Genomic DNA, 21,372 nt, shown 5'->3' on the forward strand with positions numbered 1-21,372 from the left:
GGAGGTCCTCTTCTCTTATTCTCCTTCACTGAGTAGGGTGTAGACTCTTATTTTCATTCAATGAGAGGGATGTTTTCTGCCAATGATGGTATATCCGATTTTATTAGGGATAGAAAATGCTTTTAGGTATTGCAGGGAATGAAAATAAGTAGTACCTTTGCACTGCTTTCTGAGAGAGTGACCTAAAGCGAAGGCCTCACCTCTCTCCAAAATAGATGGCGAGATAGCTCAGCTGGTTAGAGCGCATGATTCATAATCATGAGGTCCCCGGTTCAATCCCGGGTCTCGCTACACGTTTCATAACACTTTTGGGGGCTTCCTTTTTTTGAGGGAGCCTCTTTTTCTTTTATCCGAAGGGGAGCAATCTATAGCAACATCGCTAAGAAACGGAAGAGTGGAATACACGATCCTAAAACATATAGGGCATAGAATCCCCTACGAAGATGGAGAAGTCTTTATAAAAGGTCGCTGAGGGGCAAGGAAAGGGGGAGTAAGGTGTGTTTCTATCGTCCTCTTTGTACATTCAGAGGTACAGGGATTCTATTAAGGGAGGAGAGGAGGTGTTCATCCCATGGAGGCCTTTTTCGTATTATGTCATATCCTAGTTGAGGAGTGAGTCTCAGGATATAAGAAGCCCTGCCTAGCGAGTCTAACTCACGAGGCAGGGCGCAGCAATTATATAGAAGAGGTAAAGTTAGTAAGTGTGATGGTTATCTTCAATCTCCTTACGAGTCATCTTTTTCTTGTCGATAGAGCGCCAAGCATAGAAGATATAAGCGAGCACAAAGGGGATCAGTAGAGATACGATGCTCATCGCCTGCAGGGTGTAAGGGCTTGAAGAACTATTGCGTAGGGTTAGGGAGCTTTGCATATCGAAGAGGGAGGGATAGTAGGCCGTATTGTTCCAGCCTGCTACGAGGAGCAACCCAAGAACCGAAAGGACAACACCCACGCCTTCTACCCAAATTCCCTTGCGGAATGCAGGCTTAAAGAGGGTTAGTGCAATGCCTGCAAGTACAAGTACAACCCCTATCAAGAAAATAATAAGTACGATAGGCATAGCTAGGAAGTTATGCAGGTACTTGTAATTTTCGAGGCTGATAACGCCCGTGGTTGGGTCTTCGGTATATCCCGTTGTCGTTACTAAGAATGCCACGTAAGCCACAAAGAACACCACAAAGATGAGGGCGTTGGGTCGGAGCGCCTTCTTCGCTTTGGTTTGGAGTGCCTCATCATCAATATTGTTGATGAAGTAGAGAAGGGCAGTAGTGCGAGCTAAGAAAAGGACGGCAATACCTAGCACTAGATTCCAAGGATTGAGCACAGCCTCTAATCCGTGGAGCTGAATGCCATGATAGGGTTGCCATGCAGAGATGGGGCCTGCAGCTTGAGTGAAATTATAGATCACCGATTTATCCACAAGGAAATTGCCTCCGGTAAATAGGGTTGACACCGCAGCCCCAAGCAATACAGGAGCCAAAATGCCATTAAGTACGAGGAAGGTATGAAAGGTCTTTTTGCCCCATACATTGCCATGCTTTGACTGGTATTCGTAGGATACTGCTTGGATGACAAAGCAGAAGAGTATGAGCATCCAAACCCAGTAAGCACCACCAAAGCTGGTGGAGTAGAAGAGGGGGAAGGAGGCAAAAAATGCCCCACCAAAGGTTACAAGGGTAGTAAGGGTAAACTCCCACTTGCGTCCTGAGGAGTTGATAATCATCTTCTGTAGCGTGACATCTTTTTGCCAGGGCCAAATGAATGTTTGCCCTCCCTGCACGAAAAGCAAGAATACAAGCAACGCCCCTAACAGCGAGACGAGTAGCCACCAATAGTGTTGAAAAAATGAATAGTCCATAGTCTCTTTTCTTTTGCTTATAAGGGATTACTTATTTGTTTCTTCGGAGGATGTACCCTGTTGTGCGGGACCCTCTTTTACCGATTTCACCATGATATTGATCTCTGCCACCAAGAGCACTGTAAAGAGTAGCGCAAAAAGGGCAAATGTGATCATTACACTTGAAGCCTCTATTGAGGATACCGCAGCTCGTACCGGGAGGATGTCTTGGATAGTCCAAGGCTGGCGTCCGAGTTCGGCTACAATCCATCCTGATTGGCTTGCAAGGTAAACAAGAGGGAGGCATACGATGGTTAGTATGTGGAACCAGCGCATCTTTCTATACTTCTCCGGCTTACGTGCAAAGATGGTAGCGATGAGAAGGACGAGAATGAAAAGGAGTCCACAACCTACCATTATACGGAACGAGTAATAGTTAATGGGGACATTGGGAATGAGTTCGCTGCGATCGTTGATGTGACCGTAGCCAAAGTAGGGGAAGTTCTCTTGGATGATCTTATTTTGAGCATCCATCTCCGACTGATTCCCTGCCTTCATAGCTTCGTGGTATTGGGTGAGGGCCGCAAGAGCTGTACGTCCACGCTCCATTTTTTCTTCAGCACTGAGGGCAATGGAGCCATCGGGGAGGTAATATCCACCATCAAGCAAATTGTTGATGCCGGGTACATAGCCATCGGGGGTGTGGGTGGCCATAAGAGATAGCATCTTAGGCACCTTTGTATTAAAGTAGAAAGCCTCTTCTCCCGGTGCAGGTACCTCTCTCTTGGGGATGCCAAATAGGCTAAGAGAAGCCCCTCCCTCAAGAGATTTTCCCTCCGGAGTGTTCATTCCTCCATTGTATAATCCCTCCATAGCGGCGAGCTTCATCGGTTGACGCTCAGCTACGTTTACAGCACTGGTATCGCCCGTGAAGGCCGTAAGAAGAGCTGCGATAAGTCCAAAGGGGGCAATTATGCGAGCATTGGCGAGAGCGAACTCATGGTGCTTTTTGTCCTTGCGAAGCATGTAGTAGGCACATACGGCAAGGGCAAATATAGAGCCGAGTAGCCAAGAAGAGGTAACTGTATGCCAGAACTTATTGATGGCAGTAGAGGAGAGAGCCACTGCCCAGAAGTCTGCCATTTCGCTGCGTACCGTTGCAGGATTGAAAATCACCCCTTGAGGATCTTGCATCCATGAGTTGGCGATAAGAATCCAAACAGCCGAGATGGTCGCCCCTATCACGGTGAGCCATGTGGAGGCGAGGTGAAAGCGAGGAGTCACTTTGTTCCAACCAAAGAACATGACGGCGATGAAGGTTGCTTCCATAAAGAAAGCCAAGATACCCTCAATTGCGAGGGGAGCCCCAAAGATGTCGCCTACGAGCCAACTATAGTTCGACCAATTGGTGCCGAACTCAAATTCTAGAATGATACCTGTGGCAACACCAATGGCAAAATTGATACCAAAGAGCTTTTGCCAAAATTGAGCCCAGTGCTTCCACTCCGGTTTGCGTGTGCGATAGTATTTTGTCTCGGCTAAAGACATGATAATACCTAGCCCCAGGGTGAGTGGCACAAAGAGCCAGTGATAGCAGGCCGTAAGGGCAAATTGCGCCCTCGACCAAGTGAGTAATGCTTCAATTTCCATATCGTGATTATTTTATTTCCTTCTCTTTCAATCTCTCTAAAGGAGAGCTATTTCTCATGGGTGATTTGCTCCATAACAAAGTTGGCTTGCTGCTCTTTATCTCCTTGCTGCCCCACAATGCGTGGGAAGAAAAAGGGGCGTAGGATGGCAAACATGATAAACAATTTGATAAGGGCGAGAGTCCACAAAACCTTAGAGGTGCGACTCATGGAGCGAAATCCATCATAGTAGAGATAAAAGGCTCTACGCCAAAAAGGAGCCTTCTTTGCATCTGTTTTACTACTCATAGTCGTCTATGTGCTACGTTATTTCTATCCTATGCTTTCGCAAGGGTTGGATACGATTTTGTAATCGAATGCCGGTTTTGTCGGCTTCTTTTGGTGCAAAAGTAGGGCTTTTTTTTCTGGAATCTTGTTTTTGAACACTTATTGTGTGATATTATTATTGATTTGTATTTCCTGTGAGGAGGGTACACTTGACAATTGAGCAAGGGCGACTATAATAAAAACAAGTAGCTGAAAAGAGGGTTGAATGCCGGCTGAAAAAAGATGGAATACAGGCCTAAAAATAAAAATGTTTTGCCCAGAATGGAGCTCCCGTTTTGGGTGATTTATTTTTCGTTTTTGGGCGGAAGAGTTGTACATCCAAAGTTTATTATTACCTTTGCACTACGAAACGGGGGAGATGCCTTGTATTCGTGCTCTCACGGAGAGATGGTTCGTTAGCCAAGTGGTTAGGCACCGGTCTGCAAAACCGTCTACGGCGGTTCGATTCCGCCACGAACCTCACTAAGAGGAGTACTGTGACATTCTGTAATGGAATGGCATTTGTGCTCCTTATTTTTTTATAAGAGATAAGGCCTGCTCTTCTTCTCCGCTCCTTCTCTAAGCCTACAGAAGGCACCCAATGTGCTTTTGGTATACTGAGAAAGTGGAAACAGAGAGGTTGGGGGCTATTTGTTGTGCAAGGTTATCGGAAAAAGCACTAACTTTGCAGGGAATTTTTGACGAGCATCTAGATGCCCGTTTGCAACAAGACGCTAGAATAAAAGCATGGTAGAAGCGCGTTACATACTTAGCCTTAGAGGGTTACCCGATGGTGAGTTTGATATTGTCTATACCCTAGATGATTCCTTTCTCGCAGCTATCGAGGGGTTCGACATCTTTGGGGGAGACGTAAAAGTAACGCTGGAGGGGACGCGTAGTGGAGATAATTTTGAGATCGACTTCGTGCTAGAGGGTACGGTTCGCACTCTCTGCGACCGCTGTAATGCTCCTCTTGATGCAGAAATTGAGGCTGTTTTCCCTATGAGCTTTGCTCTCGGGGCAGAGACAAAGGAGGTCTCTGATAGTGACTTTATGGTGTCGCGCAACGAACCGGAGATGGGCTTAGACGAAATCCTTTGGCAGCTAGTGGTTTTGGCCATGCCTATGCGCAAAGTGCACGAAGAAGGTGCTTGTAGCGAAGAGGTGGAGTCCTTTTTCCTTCACCAGCAGCAGAATGCCAAAGATCCACGCTGGGCGGACTTGGAGCAAATACAATTCGACAAATAATAAATAAGTAAGAATATAAAGGAATCAAACAATGGCACATCCTAAACGTAGACAATCGAAAACCAGAACTCTCAAGCGCAGAACTCACGATAAGGCAGCTATGCCTACCCTAGCAAAGTGCCCCCAATGCGGTGCTTGGCACATCTACCATACGGTGTGTGGCGAGTGCGGTTACTACAGAGGTAAACTCGCTATCGCCAAGAGTGAAGAATAAGCAACTTTTCTAGGTGTCGCTCTCTCGGTATCTTTGCCCCTAGCAGTGTTGGTCATTTGCATTTAAGGGTTACTGAGTGAGAGAAAAAGAGACTTCGAGGTAACAATGTAGGCACTATGCCATAGGATCCTGCATATACCTCGAAGTTTTTGTATTCTCTCCGAGCCGTTTTGTCTCACTAGAACTCTTGTAGATGATAGGTTTGTCCTATTTTTACTACCTTAGTGCTTGGAAAGCGGATACACTCTCTTTTCGGAAGAATGAGGAGGGGATTTGAGTCCCCCTCGGAGAGCAAACTCTCGCTGATCATTAGTGCTACAAATTGATATATAACGCATAAACAGACTACAATGATGAATCAAATATACGCTACCATTACTGCAGTAGGGGCCTATCTGCCAGAGGATAAGTTGACCAACGCAGATATAGAAAAGATGGTCGACACCAGCGATGAGTGGATCATGACTCGGGTGGGTATCAAAGAACGTCGCATCCTAAAGGATCCCTCCAAAGGTGCTTCCTACATGGCAACCGAGGCTGTAAAGGGAATGCTAGAGCGTTTCCATATAGATCCCCTAAGCGTAGAGGGGCTATTCCTCGCAACCAATACGGCGGACTATCACTTCCCTCCTACTTCGTCTATTGTAGCGCACGATAGTGGTTGTGCCAATGCGTTTACGTTCGACCTTGTCTCGGCTTGCCCCAGTTGGCTTTATGCACTAGAGACGGGTGCTAACTATATCCGTTCCGGGCGTTGTAAGCGTCTCGTAATTGTGGCAACAGAGAAAATGTCTGCCGCTGTAGACTATACAGACCGCCAGACTTGTGCTCTTTTCGGTGATGGATCCGGTTGTGTACTACTAGAGGCAACAGAAGAACCCGTGGGTGTGATGGACTCTATATTCCATACGGATGGAGTGGGGCGTCCTCACCTTATCATGAAGTCGGGAGGCTCTGCCAGCCCGGCAACTGCAGAGACTGTAGCGCGTCGTGAGCACTTCGTTTACCAAGAAGGTAGTCACGTATTTAAGTATGCTGTAAATGGCATGTCGGACGTTTGCGAGCAGGTTATGAAGCGTAATAACCTTACCAATAATGACATTGCATGGGTTGTTCCCCACCAAGCCAACCGTCGTATCATAGACATGGTAGGGCGTTACCTCAAGGTGCCTCAAGAAAAAGTCATGATCAATATCGAGAAGTATGGCAACACCAGTTCTGCCACTATCCCCATCTGTTTGTGGGAGTGGGAGAAGAAGTTGCGCAAGGGGGATAACCTCATACTTACTTCTTTTGGTGCCGGCTATACTTGGGGTGCTGTGTACCTCAAGTGGGGGTATGATCCTAAGGAAGACTAATCTACTAGGGCTTTTGCAATTAAATGATGGATAGTACGTTTTCTCCCCCCGCTGAGCATCCTCAGAATTATCGCTCAGGGTTTGTTAATATCGTAGGTAACCCCAATGTAGGGAAGTCTACGCTTCTTAATTACCTTGTAGGGGAGCGTCTCTCTATCATCACATCCAAAGCTCAGACTACTCGCCACCGCATATTGGGTATTGTCAATACACCCGATATGCAGGTGGTTTACTCAGATACTCCTGGGGTGCTTAAGCCCAATTATAAGCTACAGGAGCGTATGCGAGCCTTCTCGGATCAGGCTCTGACTGATGCCGATGTGCTTATATACGTGACCGATGTAGTGGAGCGTAGGGAGAAGAATCTGGATTTCTTACAAGCTGTGGGGCGCCTTGAGTGTCCTATTCTCCTTGTAATAAATAAAATCGACCTTACCGATCAAAAACATCTCGAAGAGCTGGTAGAGGAGTGGCATACGCTTCTTCCCAAAGCCGAAATACTCCCTATCTCTGCTACCAATCGCTTCAATGTGCAGCCGCTCAAGAAGCGTATTGAGGAGCTTCTCCCTATTGCTCCTCCCTATTTTGAGCAAGATGCGCTTACCGATCGCCCGGCGCGTTTTTTTGTCTCAGAGATTATCCGAGAAAAAATCCTCCTCTACTATACCCAAGAGGTACCTTATGCTGTGGAGGTTGTAGTGGAAGAATTCAAAGAAAGCTCTCAGCGGATTGATATCAGGGCTGTTATTATGGTAGAGAGAGAGAGCCAAAAGGGGATCATCATAGGGCATAAAGGGGTTGCGATTAAGAAGCTCGGTATTGCAGCTCGTCGCCCTCTGGAGAAATTTTTCGATAAGCACATTCGCTTAGAGCTTATCGTGCGAGTGGAGAAAGATTGGCGACAAAATGATCGCGATCTATCGGAGTTTGGCTATTCGCTAGACTAAATTCTCCTTTTCTAAAGAAAGAAAACTCGCTCAAAATGAGCAAGGTATAATATCAATATATGAGTAATTTAGTAGCCATAGTAGGTCGCCCCAATGTGGGGAAGAGCACTCTCTTCAACCGATTGGTAGGGAGCCGACAAGCTATTGTAACGGAGATATCAGGAACAACGCGCGACCGTCAATATGGGCACACCAACTGGACGGGGCACGAGTTCTCCATCGTTGATACGGGAGGATGGGTCTCCGGCAGTGAGGATGTTTTCGAGTCTGAGATAAATAAGCAGGTACAGATCGCGATAGAGGAGGCCGATGTAATCCTCTTTGTTGTGGATGTAATGGCCGGGATGACCGACTTGGATCGGGAGGTCGCGGGGCTGCTTCGACGTGCCAAGAAGCCAATTCTTCTGGTTGCTAATAAGGCGGATACATTCGAGATTGGCTACCAAAGTGCTGAGTTTTACGCTCTCGGCTTGGGGGATCCCTATGCCATTAGTGCTATCAATGGCTCCGGTACCGGAGATCTTTTGGACGCTATCGTCAACTCGCTCCCCGAGCAACACGAGAGAGAAACCGAGAAGGAACTCCCTCGCTTTGCCGTGGTAGGTCGCCCCAATGCCGGTAAGTCTTCGCTTATCAACGCCTTTATAGGGGAGGAGCGAAACATTGTAACGAATGTGGCCGGCACCACGCGAGACTCTATCTATACGGAGTACAATAAATTTGGTTTCAGCTTTTACCTTGTCGATACTGCAGGTATTCGCAAAAGAGGTAAGGTGCAAGAAGACCTTGAGTACTACTCGGTAATTCGTTCGATACGTGCTATCGAAAATAGTGATATCTGCATTGCTATGATTGACGTAACGCGAGGAATTGAGAGCCAAGATGTCAATATCCTCTCCCTTGTGATGCGAAACAGCAAAGGGTTGGTAGTCTGCGTTAATAAGTGGGACCTCGTGGAGAATAAAACCAATGAGGCAATTCGTGTCTTTGAGGAGGCAATTCGTTCGCGTCTTGCTCCCTTCTCGGATTTCCCGATTCTCTTCATTAGTGCCCTCACTAAGCAGCGTATATTTAAGGTGTTGGAAGTGGCAAATGCTGTGTACCAACGCCGCTCGAAGCGCATCCCTACTCATGAGTTGAACGAGGTGTTGTTGCCTATTATAGAGGAAACGCCTCCTCCATCGTGGAAAGGGAAGTACATCAAGATAAAGTACGTAACTCAGTTGCCCACAGCGGTGCCTTCGTTTGCATTCTATGCCAATCTCCCGCAATGGGTAAAAGATCCCTACAAGCGATTCCTGGAAAATCAGATTCGTAAGAATTGGGATTTCTCGGGTATTCCTATCAATATCTTTATCCGAGAGAAATAGATTTTGCCCATAGAAGTATGCCAAAGTGCCACTTCGTGATCCCCGCCGGTGGGGTAGGACTTAGATTTGGAGGCCCTCTTCCCAAACAATTTGTGGAGGTAGAGGGGCTTCCCATTTTGATGCATACTTTACGCGCCATTGCTCCTTATGCAGAGAGTATTACACTGGCTCTTCCCCAGGATTATCAGGAGTATTGGCAGCAACTATGTCGGGAGAAGTCTTTTGATCTCAAGCATGAAATTGTAGAGGGCGGGGCAACACGTTTCTTATCGGTGCGCAACGCCATAGAGGCTCTCGCCGCAGATCCTGATACTCTTATTGGGGTGCATGATGCTGTGCGCCCCCTCGTCTCGGGAGAGACAATAGAGGCTCTTCTTGCCGCAGCTGAGGCGTCAGGAGCTGCAATTCCCTACCTACCTCTTACGGATTCTATACGACACCTCGAGCCGTTGATGGGATCAAAATCGGTAGATCGAACTCAGTTTGTAGCGGTGCAAACCCCTCAGGTATTCCATCTTGAGCGCCTTCGTGCAGCCTATAGACAAGCGGATGGTGGTGCGAATTTTACAGACGATGCTTCTGTGTATGAGGCTCTGTATGATGCTCCTATTGAGCTTGTTGAGTCTAATCCTGAGAATAAAAAAATTACCCATCCCCACGACCTTCTTTTTCTCCGTCAAGCACTTAATTCTCCATCGAATCACTAATCCTCTCACTTTCACGCTGCTCCTCTAAGCCCTTTTTGCCATGAATAAGGACTATCTACAGACTACTATTGAGTATCTCCCTGGCGTAGGAGAGCGTAAGAGTAAGCTGTTGCAGAGCGAATTAGGGGTCTATACGTTTCGAGATCTTCTCTATACTTTCCCATTTCGTTATGTGGATCGTAGTCGCATCCTCACTGTGCGAGAACTGCGAGATGGAGGAGGCGAGGTACAACTTCGGGGGATAATCTCGGATTATGTACTTGAGGGATTTGGCCGGAAGACCCGATTGAAAGCGACTTTTAGGGATGATACGGGCTCTATTGAGCTGGTGTGGTTTAAGGGGTCGGACTATATCTCGGAGCAATTCCCCACAGGGCGAGAGTATATCGTCTATGGCCGTCCTAAGGCTTTTGGGCATTATTATAATATTGTGCACCCTGAGGTTACGCCTATTGAGCGTGCGAGCCAAGTCGCGGGTGGGCTGCTATCTGTCTATCATACCTCAGAAAAGATGAAACGCTCGGGATTGGATAGTAAGAATCTGCGCAACGCCATCGGGAGATTGTGCCAAATAGCCCATCTGTATATCAGAGAAACGTTGCCCGAAGAGGTCAGAAATCGTTGGGGTTTAATCCCATTGCCTCAGGCTCTCTACGCCATTCACTTCCCAAAAGACGATGCAACGCTGGAAAAAGCTGTGCAGAGACTGAAGTTTGACGAACTGTTTTTCTTGCAACTATCACTGCAACTGACAAAGAAAGAGCGCAAGTCTCACTTCAAAGGCTACCTATTCGATCAGGTGGGGGAGTACTTCAATTCTTACTATTCGAGCCTCCCTTACGACCTCACACAAGCCCAAAAACGGGTGCTTAGGGAGATCCGGCACGATACGCAGAGTGGACTGCAAATGAATCGCCTTCTGCAGGGAGATGTGGGATGTGGCAAGACTCTTGTTGCCGTTTTTTCCATGCTTTTGGCTTTGGATAATGGTTGGCAGGCTTGTATGATGGCTCCTACGGAAATACTCGCCCAGCAACATTACGAAACCTTGCGTGGCCAGCTCGCTCCTTTGGGTATAGAGGTGGCCCTTCTTACGGGTAGCACACCACAGCGAGAGCGAACGACCATATTGGAGGATCTTGCTCAAGGGTCTTTGCGTTTGCTGGTCGGCACACACGCGCTCCTAGAAGAGAGAGTACAATTTGCACATCTTGCTCTTGCCGTTATTGATGAGCAGCATCGGTTTGGTGTGGTGCAGCGCGCTCGTCTTTGGGAAAAAAGCCTCGATCTACTCCCTCATGTACTCATTATGAGTGCGACTCCTATCCCACGTACTCTTGCTATGACGCTCTACGGAGATCTGGATATTTCGGTGATAGATGAATTGCCACCGGGGCGCAAGCCGATCTCCACACGCCACTATTTCGACGATTTCTCCGAAGAGGTTTTTCGATTGGTGGAGCAAGAGTTATTTGCCGGTAGGCAGATCTATGTGGTCTATCCTATGATAGAGGGGACAGAAGACTCCGACTACAAAAATCTGGAAACCGGTTACGAGCAATATCGTTATCGCTTTGGCGATCGTAATGTAACGTGGGTTCACGGCAAACTAAAACCCCAAGAGAAGCAGCAGCGTATGGAGCAATTTGTCTCGGGTAAGATCCCTATTTTGCTCTCTACTACGGTGATAGAAGTTGGGGTAAATGTGCCTAATGCTTCCGTTATGGTCATCGAGAATGCCGATCGTTTTGGGTTGGCTCAATTGCATCAGCTCCGTGGGAGAGTCGGGCGAGGAGCCGAGCAAAGTTATTGTTTATTGCTCTCTAAGCGAACCATCAGTCCTGTTGCTATCAAGCGAATTGAGGCGATGTGTAGTTCCAACGACGGCTTTTTCATTGCGGAAGAAGACCTCAAATTGCGGGGCGCCGGGGACATAGAGGGAACACGACAGAGTGGCGACCTCTCGGGATTGCGCCTCGCAGAGCCATCGAAAGACCTCAATATCCTCTATGCTGCAGCTCAAACTGTAAAGGAAATCCTCGAACGAGATGCTCTTTTAGAGGGAGGGGATATGGTTCTTTTGGCAGAAGAATTAGAGAGAATATACCCTAAGAGTAAGCGTTGGGGGAGTATTGGATAGCAGGGTGCTAAGTGTTATTTCTTCGCAAATAACCATAAAAACGCCCCCCTTTCAGTATCCTTTCTTCTCTTTTTTGTGGTTGTTTCAGTAGAATCTACTACATTTGCGATCGGACAAGTTGGGCAGAATAGGAGAAGCGCTCCTCGTATGCCAAGTATGAACTAAGTAAGAACAGAATGAAAAGAACAAAGCTAACAGCCGCTCGCTCCCTGCTTTTAGTGGGGTTTGTAGCTCTACTTAGCTTGCCTCTTGAGGCCTATTCCGTGGATAGGAAGAAGCCTCGAAAGAAGAAGTCGGCGCGCACTACAGCGGTTGCGACGACTAAGAGCAAGAAAGGGATTTCGTCCCAAAGTGCAGATTCCACCGAGATGCCAACGCTCTATGCAGATGGTGTTAAGGGGATTGAGAAAGTCAAGGCAAAAAAGAATATGCGCGAGCTTGAAGACGCGCGCGAAGCCCTTGAAGCACCAGCCATCGACCTCTACGGAGTGGATAGCTGGAGCTCATATGTCAACCCCTTCGCCGGTAAGCATTCCGTTGAAATCCCCTCTAGTTACGAGATCAATTGTGAGGGCTTTGTGATGCCCCTCAGTGGGAAGGTAAAGGTGACTTCCAACTACGGTTATCGTTCCAGATTTGGTCGTAACCATCGAGGTATAGACCTCGCTCTCCACACGGGAGACACCGTGCGTGCTACCTTTAGTGGTAAGGTTCGTATCCGAGATTTCGAAGGTAAAGGGTTTGGATACTACGTTGTGATCCGTCACCCCAATGGTTTAGAGACCGTTTATGGTCACCTTAGCCGTCAGTTGGTGCAGCGCGATCAAGTGGTGAAAGCCGGCGATCCTATCGGTCTAGGTGGCTCTACAGGTCGCTCTACCGGCCCTCATTTGCATTTAGAGTTTCGCTTTATGGGGATTCCCATTAATCCAACGCAGATTGTCGATTTCTCCCTAGGAGTACTACAGCGTGATACCTACGTATTCCGTCGTGGTAACACTGATAATTCCGGTCCTAGCTATGGAGAATTGTTTGCGAACAACAAAGAGAAAGTAACGGAGTACAAGCAATCTGCCAATAGTCGTGAGCGTGCAAAGGAAAAAGCTCCTCAGACGCATCGCATCAAAGAAGGTGATAGCCTCTCTTCGATTGCTAAGCGACATGGCACTACAGTTGCTAAGCTTTGTAAGCTAAACAATATGACCGCAAAGGCAACTCTTCGCCCCGGAAAATCTATTCGGGTGCGCTAGTGTCGCACAGAGAGGAGAGAGATAAGAGTCTCTTCCTAATAAAAGATAGGAGAGAGTGTAGCAAGAGGGGGAAAACTTCTCTTTGTTGCACTCTCTTTTTGTTTCTATGGGAGAGTATGTTCCCTATAATCTTATGGTGGATTTATCTCTTCCTCACTGCGAGCAAAAACTCTTTTGTTGCGTGAGAGTTTGTACCTTCGTAGAGCCGAGCAAATAAAGATGGCACCAAAAGCCACTTACTACTATGCAGTTTAGAGATATAATAGGCTACGAGTCGCTCAAAGAAGAACTTCGGAGAATTAGTGCTACGGGGCATATCCCTCACAATATCCTTTTCGATATAGAAGATGGGATGCCCGGTGTTGGGCTTGCTCTTGCCTGGATACAGTACCTTAATTGTTCGGACCCTCACCATGGGGATAGCTGTGGAGTCTGTCCCCATTGCAAGATGCTTTCTCAGCTTTCTTACCCTGATGTCCATTATATCTTCCCTGTTGTTAATGCTACGGACGTGGAGACGCCTTCGGATAACTTCTTGTCTCAGTGGCGTGAAATGTTTGCTGCAGAGGGAGCCTATTTCGATCATGAGACATGGCTTCGCTACCTCAACGCCGGCAAGCAGCAACCTGTGATTTATAGTAAGGATGCCATCGCTTTGGAGAACAAACTGAGTATCGCCTCTAGCGAGGGTGGGTATCGTATGGTCATTATATACGAGCCTGATCGCATGAATGAGGCGGCTGCCAATAAGCTCCTCAAGCTGATGGAAGAGCCTCCCGATAAGACGATTATTGTATCGGTTTGTTTTGCTACAGAGCAGCTTTTGGAGACAATTCTGAGCCGTATGCAGCGTTTTGAGTTGCTCCCTCTCACCCAAGACGAACTCAAAATGGGGCTACGGCAGTTTTACCCACAAGCACAGGAGCGAGATTTGTTGCGTGCCGCCCTCCGTAGCGATGGTATATTGCTTCGGGCTCGTCAGATACTTGCTAATAATACTTCCATTGCCAAATACACAGAATGCTTCGGACAACTTATTGGAGACATAGTGCGTAAGGATGTGGTTGCGCTCCGTAAGTTAAGTGAGAAGATGGACAGTGAGGGGAGAGAATGGATTGTTGCAGCTTTGGTTTACTTCGAGGAGTGTTTTCGACTTAGCTTTACGGGCAATTTTACGGGAGCCGGTACTCAGTTTTCTACAGATAGAGAGCAAGCAATCTTTATTGCCTTGAATGAGGTGATTACTCCTGCTAATATCGAATCTATATATCGTACAACTGAGAGTGCTATACGCCACGTGAGAGGGAATGTTAGTGCCAAAATGGTGCTTTTTGATACCTTCCTACGCTATACTGCCGCCCTATCACCGGCTCTCAAGGCGAGAGAGGCTCGTTCTATTTGAAGTCCTAGAGAATCTCTTTTGTGCTTTTTCATGCCTATGAGTTCACGCCCCTTGCAAGTTGTTCATCTCTGTACCAGCGATAGTGCGGGGGGAGCGGCTATTGCAGCACATCGTCTCATGATGGCGCAGCGTGAGGCAGGTTTGAATGCTTCTATGCTCGTACTCCATGCTTCTCATCGGGGATCCGGTATTCACGCTTTACGGAGGGATAGTGCTTGGTCTCGAGGGGTTGCACAATGGAAAAAATCGCTCGAAGTAGGAGCTGCATGGGTGTCTCAAGGTTTTCGTTTGGCTCATGTTTTTGATGTCTCATTGCCGATAGCAGGTTTTTCTCTCAAGCACCATCCTCTTATCCTTGGGGCTGATGTTATCCATATTCATTGGATCAACCAGGGATTTCTTGGTCTCTCCTCTCTTCGTCCTTTGGTACAACTAAAGAAAAAGGTGATCTTCACCCTTCACGACGAGTGGGCTTTTACTTCTGTTTGTCATCACGCTCGCGACTGCCGGCGTTTTACCGAAACTCCAGGGTGTCATGACTGCCCTCAGTTGCAACCCGGGATCCCTTTTTTCGATCCGGCACGGAGTTTTTTCCGTGCTAAACAGGCTCTCTACAAAGAGTTATCCCCCTCTTTTGTGGGGTGTAGCGAGTGGATTGCAGCCGAAGCTCGGCAGTCGTTGTTGACACAAGGGTGCCGCGTGGAGGCTATACCCAACGTCTTCGATTCCAAGACTTTCACCCCTATCCCCCGAGAGCAAGCTCGCATAAAACTTGGCTTGCCAGCCGATAGACCTATACTCCTTTTTGGAGCAGCTCGTACTGACGACCCTCGCAAGGGTTTTGCCGAGATGCTCAAGGCTCTTCAAATTTTCTACGCAACTCCCTATGCTCAGGAGCAGAAGCCTCTCGCTCTTCTCTTTGGAAAAATATCCCATCCTGAGTTACTTTCGTCGCTCGCTCCTATCGAATTTAAGTGTGTGGGGTACCTATCCCCACAGGAAATGGCTCTTCATTATGCCGCCGCCAACCTGTATGTAACGCCCTCTCTCGAGGAAAACCTCCCCAATACCATTATAGAGGCGGCTGCCATGGAGTGCCCTACGGTCGCTTTTGAGGTCGGGGGGATACCCGAGATTATTACTCATGGAGTCACGGGCTATTTGGCTCGCTATCGAGATGTGCCCGACTTGGCTAGGGGGATAGAAGAGGTGCTCCGTGCCACCGAAAAAGGCCCAATAGCACAGTGTCGTACCGATGTGCTCCATCGCTATGATACCACGAATATCGTACAACGATACCTCAATGTATACACCTCATAATACTAGAGTCCTATGTATAAGTCTTTTGTAATAACCCCACAAATAAGGCAATGGAGACGCAAATGCACCCTATTCCTCCTTTTGGGGATGCTTTTCTCTTTTGCCAATCTCCATGCCCGAGAAAATAAGAAGGTGTTAGTCGCCTACTTCTCGCTTCGTGGAGGCGTAACCAAACAGGTCGCTGAAGAAATTCATCGTAAGGTAGGAGGAGACCTTTTCCGTATCGAGCCTGAGGTGCCCTATCCCAGCGAATACAATGATGTAGTGGCTCGTGCCAAGGAGGAGCGTAACAATGATGTGTATCCCAAAATCAAGGGAAAACTGCCCCGATTTGCTGCTTACGATACGATTTACTTAGGTACTCCTATTTGGTTTGGGCAGTTGCCCGGGGTGGTGAAAACCTTCATTGCGCAGCATGATTTTCGAGGGAAAGTAGTTGTGCCCTTTGCAACGAGTGGAAAGAGCAGTATCACTAAGATAATGCCCCACTTGATGCAGATGCTCCCCAAGTCTAGCCTGATGGAAGGGCTTTTGATACACAAAGACGAGGTTAATACCGCTGCTCCTCGGATCGATCAATGGCTTCGTACTTTACAGCCCTATAAAGAATCTCCTGAAAAAGACAGCTGATTTTCAGAGGATTTTCTGCCCTATTTTGAAAAAAATCTTGCCCAGAATGGAGGAGCATTTCTGCTTGGAAAATAAAAATTTCTAGGGCAGGAAATTTTTGCTTTCTAGCGAGGGAGAAAAAGAACAATCCCTATGTCGCTTTTTTAGTCTGGTTAGTTAGGGATGGGGAGGAGCTAAAGAGAGCTGATTACGGCAGCAAAGTAGGCGTTGTGCAATTGGTGATTTTTATGTTCCAATAGGGCAGTAATCTCGCCCTTTGGAGCTTAGAAGTCGATAATTCTTTGCTAATTGTAGCCCCTATTTGCAGGGAAAAGATTAGATTTGCGGTTGAAATACGAGTTGGGAAGTGCCCTAATACTCGTGAATTTCGCTCAAGTATCTGATATTCAAAGATAAAATACAGAGATACTATGGGGTGAAATAGTTAGGAGAGATGCTCGAGTGGTTGAAGAGGCACGCCTGGAAAGTGTGTAAACGCCAAAAGTGTTTCATGGGTTCGAATCCCATTCTCTCCGCAGAACTTTGAGGGGTAGACATGATGTTTAGATAGGTATATTCCTTCACCTTATTGTCACCATCAAAGAAAAAGTATAATAGAACAAATTAAAAAGATAGAACAATTTAATCTCAACGTCAAGATGAAAAAGTTATTTGCAACTCTTGCCTGCACCGCCTTGTTGTCAGTGAGCATTACCACTGCTTCGTGGGCTCAAGACCAACCCGCACAAGCTCCTGAGGCTGCTGCCACTGAAGAGGTAGCTGCTCCTGCTGTAGCGGATCAAGAGGAAACCCAAGAAGCTGCTGAAGCTCCTGCCGAAGCTCCTGCCGAAGAAGCTAGCTTCCATCAGGCTCTTAAGACGAAATTCATCGAAGGGGGTGCCGACTTTATGGCCATCATTGCTCTCGCCCTCATCCTTGGTCTCGCTCTCTGTATGGAGCGTATCATCTACCTCAACCTCTCAGATACCAATGTAGACAAGCTACTTAAGGGTATCGAAGATGCTCTTGCTCGTGGTGATGTAGAAGGTGCTAAGAAAATTGCTCGTGAGACTCGCGGCCCTGTAGCTTCTATTGCTTACCAAGGTCTTATGCGTATGGATCAAGGCATTGACATCGTTGAACGCTCTATCACATCGTATGGTGGGGTACAAGGTGGTCTTCTCGAAAAGAACCTCTCTTGGATTACTCTCTTCATTGCCATGGCTCCCTCTCTCGGGTTCCTCGGTACTGTAGTCGGTATGGTTATGGCCTTCGACAAGATTGAAAAGGTAGGTGACATCAGCCCTACGGTAGTTGCCGGCGGTATGAAGGTAGCTCTTATTACGACCATCTTTGGTCTTATTGTAGCTCTTATCCTTCAGCTCTTCTACAACTACATCCTCAGCAAGGTAGAGGCTATCCTCAATAAGATGGAAGACGCTTCTATCTCTCTTCTCGACTTGGTTATCAAGTACAATATTAAAAAGTAATTACCCCCATTAGTAGTTATGTCTGTAACAAAATCTAGAAAGATATCCAGTTGGACGTTCCTCGCTCTCCTGGTTGTCTCGGTTCTTATGTGCCTTTCTCTCTTTATGGGAGGTTCGCACATGGAAGGGACGAATAAGGCCTACGAGCTTACAGGAGCATTCCTCGGATGGGTATACATACTCACAGGCTTAACCCTAGTGGTTACCTTGTGTTTTGCCCTAATCGGCTTCTTCAGAAGCTTTAAGCGGGACTCAAAGAAGGCTCTTACAGGTCTTATCGGTTTGGTAGCTCTTGTATTGCTACTCGTTATCACTTACGCTATTGGCAATGGAGACCCTGCCGCTATGAGTGCTGTAAACGAAGACTCTCAGAAGTATCTCACTGCGGGCTGGCTCAAAACCGCCGATATGGTGCTTTACAGTAGTTACGCACTTATTGCAGCAACTATCGTTCTGATCATTTGGGGCGCAATTCGCCGCAGTACACTAAAGAAATAATTATCAAATTAAATCAGTAATAAGAGCATGGCTAAGTCTAAAAAGAAAGTACCAGGCATCAATGGTTCGTCTATGGCCGATATCTCTTTTATTCTTCTGATCTTCTTTTTGATAACTACTTCAATGGATACGGATAAGGGTATTAAGCGTCGTCTTCCGCCGCTTGTGCCCAAAGAAGAACAACATGATGATATAGAGATTAACGACCGCAACATTATGCAGTTGCTCGTTAATCGTAAGGACCAGATTGCCGTACTACGTAAGACGGCAGGTGGCGAGAGTACTCAGCTTATCTCTATCGAAGAGCTCAAGGAGCGTGTAAAAGAATTTGTGGTGAACCCCAAGAATAGTCCTGAGTTGCCCGAGAAGGAAACTCGCGAGGTACCTGGTCTTGGAGTGGTTGAGACTACAACTCTTAGCTACGCTATCTCTCTTAAGAATGAGGTAGAAACGAGTTATCAGATGTTCATCAATGTACAAAATGAGATCCTCAAGGCTTACAATGAGATTTGGGATGAGTATGCTCGTATGAAGTTCAATACTCCCTACGAAGAGCTCAGCACCGATAAGCAGAAGATGATCCTCGAAGTGTACCCGATGCACCTCTCCGAAATGCCTTTGTCGAATCTCAAGTAATTAGTAAGGAAGATAGTAATGGGAAAATTCAGTAAAAATGGCGGACGTGAGATGCCGGAACTCAACACTTCCTCTCTCCCCGACCTTATCTTTGCATTCCTGTTCTTTATCATGATGGTTACAAGTATCCGCGAAGTAACCGCTAAGGTAGAGTACAGCAATCTTCCTCGCGCTACAGAGCTCACAAAGCTCGAAGAGAAGTCGCTCGTGTCTTATCTCTACGTAGGTAAGCCCATTGCAGCCTATCGCGCAAAGTTCGGTAATAATTCTTGCATTCAAATCAATGACAAAATAATCCAGAATACGGAGCTTGTCTATGACTTTGTAAAGCAAGAAGAGGCTAAGATACAAGATGAGCGTAAGAAGCTTATGACCATCTCTATCAAAGCTGATGCCGATACAAAGATGAAGATTATATCGGATATTAAGTATCAACTTCGTCGTGCCGACGCACTCAATATCAGTTACTCGGCGCGTCAGCCGGGAGGTCAGCAGAGCCGTTAATCGGTCTCTCAACACCTCTTCTATGAGGCTATAGAAATCACCAAAAAGAGAGGAGAGGGGGCATTTGTAAGTGCACCCTCTCTTTGTTTTTAGTTAGGAGCTACTCCTATTAAACCTCAGAAGAAAGGGCTATCTCCTCTTTGGGAGATCCCCAACAAATAGCTACTTTTGTTGCGCTATTAAGCATAGAAAAGAATAACACAATACACTAGAGAAAGAAGAGAATATGACTTCAACCTCCCAAAAGCCACGTGTGCGGTTTGCGCCCAGTCCTACGGGGCCACTCCATATCGGAGGGGTGCGTACAGCTTTGTATAATTACCTTTTTGCTCGTCATTTTGGTGGCGATATGCTACTTCGTATTGAGGATACGGATAGCAAGCGTTTTGTACCAGGTGCCGAGGCCTATATATTGGAAGCACTTAATTGGCTTGGGATAGAGATAGACGAAGGTGTGGGTGTAGGGGGTGAGTGTGGCCCCTATCGCCAGAGCGAACGCCGAGATATTTATCGCGAGTACGTAGCCCAACTATTGCGAGAGGGGAAGGCTTATAAGGCCTACGATACGGCCGAGGAGCTAGAGGCTGCTCGTAATGCAATCCCCAACTTTCAGTATGATGCTACTACCCGCAATAGCATGAAAAACGATCTTGTCCTCAGTAAGGAGGAGATCCGAGCTTTGGAAGAGGCGGGAGTGCCCTACGTGGTACGTATCAAAATCGAGCCCGGAGAAGAAGTCGTGGTAAACGACCTAATCCGAGGAGAGGTGCGCATCAATTCGTCCATTATAGACGACAAGGTGCTCTACAAGAGTAGCGATGACCTGCCTACCTACCACCTCGCAAATATTGTAGATGACCATCTAATGGGTATTACCCATGTGATACGAGGGGAAGAGTGGTTACCTAGTGCCCCCTTGCACAAGCTCCTTTATAGAGCGTTGGGTTGGGAAGATACAATGCCCCAATTTGCTCACCTTGCCCTCTTGCTCAAGCCCGAAGGGAATGGTAAGCTCAGCAAGCGGGATGGCGATCGATTGGGCTTTCCCGTATTCCCTCTTGAGTGGCACGACCCTGAGAGTCAGACCATTTCCATGGGCTATCGTGAGAGTGGCTATCTGCCCGAGGCTGTTGTCAATTTCCTTGCCCTCTTGGGGTGGAACCCCGGGGATAACCGAGAAGTGATGACTCGGGAGGAGCTGATAGAGGCCTTCTCTCTTGATAAGTGCAGTAAGTCGGGGGCTAAGTTCGATTTTGAGAAGGGCAAGTGGTTCAATCATCGTTACTTGCAGGAGGCTCCTGTTGAGCGTATTGCCGCTTTATTTACTCCGGTCTTGGAGCAGCATCATGTAGACGTCCCTGCCAATCTCGAGAGCATCCTAAGTGTGGTACGAGACCGAGTGCAATTGATCCCTCAGCTTTGGGATGAGACTTATTTCTTCTTTATGGCTCCCGAAGAGTACGATGAAAAAACGGTGAAGAAGCGTTGGAAGGCAGAGTCTTCGCTCCAAATGCGTGAAATTATCGATCTATTGAATGCCCAACCCGCCTTCGAAAGCGAGGCATTGGAAGAGGCTCTCAATAGTTTCATTCAGACCAAAGAGTATAGTATGGGTGGGGTGATGAATGCCCTTCGTTTGGCTCTTGTTGGAGCTCCCAAAGGCCCTCATATCAACGAGATCCTTTACTTACTGGGGCGAGAAGAAAGCATCCGACGTATTGAGCGTGCCATTGCGCAGCTCGGTTAATCAGACCTCCCAATAAAAAAATCTCCTCTCCTTGTGGCATTTCGCCATAGGGAGAGGAGTTCTTTTTGTAGGCCCTATTCAGACAACGACCTCCAAGCCTCTTATCTGCATTCTCATTGTGGACTTTTCACCTGCCTATT

At 47.2% G+C, this 21,372-nt stretch carries 19 protein-coding genes and 3 tRNA genes; 19 read left to right on the forward strand and 3 right to left on the reverse strand.

Translation table 11 applies throughout. The features are described from left to right. Window positions 1-217: 217 nt before the first annotated feature. Window positions 218-291, forward strand: a tRNA-Met gene (locus POREN0001_RS08200). Window positions 292-694: 403 nt separating this feature from the next. Here POREN0001_RS08200 and POREN0001_RS09410 read toward each other — a convergent pair. Genes POREN0001_RS09410 through POREN0001_RS08215 form a run of 3 tightly spaced genes read right to left on the reverse strand, consistent with a single transcriptional unit; the run spans window position 695 to window position 3,774 of the window. Beyond that, a complete protein-coding gene (locus POREN0001_RS09410) occupies window positions 695-1,858 on the reverse strand; it encodes a cytochrome d ubiquinol oxidase subunit II (RefSeq protein ID WP_004335100.1) in 1,164 nt (387 codons plus the stop codon). Between the two features lie 27 nt (window positions 1,859-1,885). Then, window positions 1,886-3,487 carry a cytochrome ubiquinol oxidase subunit I gene (locus POREN0001_RS09415; protein ID WP_004335117.1) on the reverse strand — a complete coding sequence of 534 codons (1,602 nt, stop codon included), beginning with the start codon at window positions 3,485-3,487 and terminating at the stop codon, window positions 1,886-1,888. Window positions 3,488-3,534: 47 nt separating this feature from the next. After that, complete coding sequence (locus tag POREN0001_RS08215) at window positions 3,535-3,774, reverse strand: DUF4492 domain-containing protein (protein WP_004335124.1); 240 nt, start codon at window positions 3,772-3,774, stop codon at window positions 3,535-3,537. Window positions 3,775-4,202: 428 nt separating this feature from the next. Here POREN0001_RS08215 and POREN0001_RS08220 point away from each other — a divergent pair. From POREN0001_RS08220 to gltX, 18 genes are all read left to right on the forward strand, one after another. Continuing rightward, window positions 4,203-4,273: transfer RNA gene (locus POREN0001_RS08220), tRNA-Cys, on the forward strand. Window positions 4,274-4,539: 266 nt separating this feature from the next. Next, window positions 4,540-5,040: a YceD family protein gene (locus POREN0001_RS09160; RefSeq protein WP_004335125.1), complete on the forward strand. Its 501-nt coding sequence runs from the start codon at window positions 4,540-4,542 to the stop codon at window positions 5,038-5,040. 31 nt (window positions 5,041-5,071) lie between these two features. Then, the gene (gene rpmF / locus POREN0001_RS09315) at window positions 5,072-5,254 is read left to right on the forward strand and encodes a 50S ribosomal protein L32 (protein ID WP_083797856.1); all 183 of its coding nucleotides are present in this window, start codon (window positions 5,072-5,074) and stop codon (window positions 5,252-5,254) included. 353 nt (window positions 5,255-5,607) lie between these two features. Then, window positions 5,608-6,612, forward strand: coding sequence for a beta-ketoacyl-ACP synthase III (locus POREN0001_RS08230; RefSeq protein ID WP_040581555.1), 1,005 nt, complete (start codon window positions 5,608-5,610; stop codon window positions 6,610-6,612). Between the two features lie 23 nt (window positions 6,613-6,635). Continuing rightward, window positions 6,636-7,559, forward strand: coding sequence for a GTPase Era (era, locus tag POREN0001_RS08235; RefSeq protein ID WP_004335168.1), 924 nt, complete (start codon window positions 6,636-6,638; stop codon window positions 7,557-7,559). Window positions 7,560-7,618: 59 nt separating this feature from the next. After that, window positions 7,619-8,929, forward strand: coding sequence for a ribosome biogenesis GTPase Der (gene der, locus POREN0001_RS08240; RefSeq protein ID WP_004335042.1), 1,311 nt, complete (start codon window positions 7,619-7,621; stop codon window positions 8,927-8,929). A gap of 17 nt (window positions 8,930-8,946) precedes the next feature. Then, entirely contained in the window at window positions 8,947-9,636 is a 690-nt protein-coding gene (locus POREN0001_RS08245) for an IspD/TarI family cytidylyltransferase (RefSeq protein WP_040581559.1), read from the forward strand. A 40-nt stretch (window positions 9,637-9,676) separates the two neighbouring features. Continuing rightward, window positions 9,677-11,776 carry an ATP-dependent DNA helicase RecG gene (gene recG / locus POREN0001_RS08250; protein ID WP_004335028.1) on the forward strand — a complete coding sequence of 700 codons (2,100 nt, stop codon included), beginning with the start codon at window positions 9,677-9,679 and terminating at the stop codon, window positions 11,774-11,776. Between the two features lie 176 nt (window positions 11,777-11,952). Next, window positions 11,953-13,026 (forward strand): M23 family metallopeptidase, encoded by a 1,074-nt coding sequence (locus tag POREN0001_RS08255; RefSeq protein ID WP_004335204.1) that lies wholly within the window; start codon window positions 11,953-11,955, stop codon window positions 13,024-13,026. A gap of 244 nt (window positions 13,027-13,270) precedes the next feature. Then, window positions 13,271-14,428, forward strand: coding sequence for a DNA polymerase III subunit (locus POREN0001_RS08260; protein ID WP_004335047.1), 1,158 nt, complete (start codon window positions 13,271-13,273; stop codon window positions 14,426-14,428). 36 nt (window positions 14,429-14,464) lie between these two features. Further along, entirely contained in the window at window positions 14,465-15,748 is a 1,284-nt protein-coding gene (locus tag POREN0001_RS08265) for a glycosyltransferase (RefSeq protein WP_169307837.1), read from the forward strand. A 12-nt stretch (window positions 15,749-15,760) separates the two neighbouring features. After that, on the forward strand, window positions 15,761-16,378 hold the full coding sequence (locus tag POREN0001_RS08270) for a flavodoxin (RefSeq protein ID WP_004335191.1): 618 nt from the start codon (window positions 15,761-15,763) through the stop codon (window positions 16,376-16,378). Between the two features lie 427 nt (window positions 16,379-16,805). Further along, window positions 16,806-16,893 (forward strand) — tRNA-Ser (locus POREN0001_RS08275). A 123-nt stretch (window positions 16,894-17,016) separates the two neighbouring features. Beyond that, on the forward strand, window positions 17,017-17,847 hold the full coding sequence (locus POREN0001_RS08280) for a MotA/TolQ/ExbB proton channel family protein (protein WP_004335089.1): 831 nt from the start codon (window positions 17,017-17,019) through the stop codon (window positions 17,845-17,847). Between the two features lie 18 nt (window positions 17,848-17,865). After that, window positions 17,866-18,345, forward strand: a complete 480-nt coding sequence (locus POREN0001_RS08285) for a hypothetical protein (RefSeq protein WP_040581563.1) — start codon at window positions 17,866-17,868, stop codon at window positions 18,343-18,345. A 27-nt stretch (window positions 18,346-18,372) separates the two neighbouring features. Next, window positions 18,373-18,981 (forward strand): ExbD/TolR family protein, encoded by a 609-nt coding sequence (locus POREN0001_RS08290; RefSeq protein ID WP_004335014.1) that lies wholly within the window; start codon window positions 18,373-18,375, stop codon window positions 18,979-18,981. A gap of 18 nt (window positions 18,982-18,999) precedes the next feature. Next, window positions 19,000-19,485: an ExbD/TolR family protein gene (locus POREN0001_RS08295; RefSeq protein ID WP_004335097.1), complete on the forward strand. Its 486-nt coding sequence runs from the start codon at window positions 19,000-19,002 to the stop codon at window positions 19,483-19,485. A gap of 226 nt (window positions 19,486-19,711) precedes the next feature. Next, a complete protein-coding gene (gene gltX, locus POREN0001_RS08300) occupies window positions 19,712-21,232 on the forward strand; it encodes a glutamate--tRNA ligase (protein WP_004335142.1) in 1,521 nt (506 codons plus the stop codon). The last annotated feature ends 140 nt before the right edge of the window (window positions 21,233-21,372 follow it).

This window comes from Porphyromonas endodontalis ATCC 35406, assembly GCF_000174815.1.
GTDB lineage: Bacteria > Bacteroidota > Bacteroidia > Bacteroidales > Porphyromonadaceae > Porphyromonas > Porphyromonas endodontalis.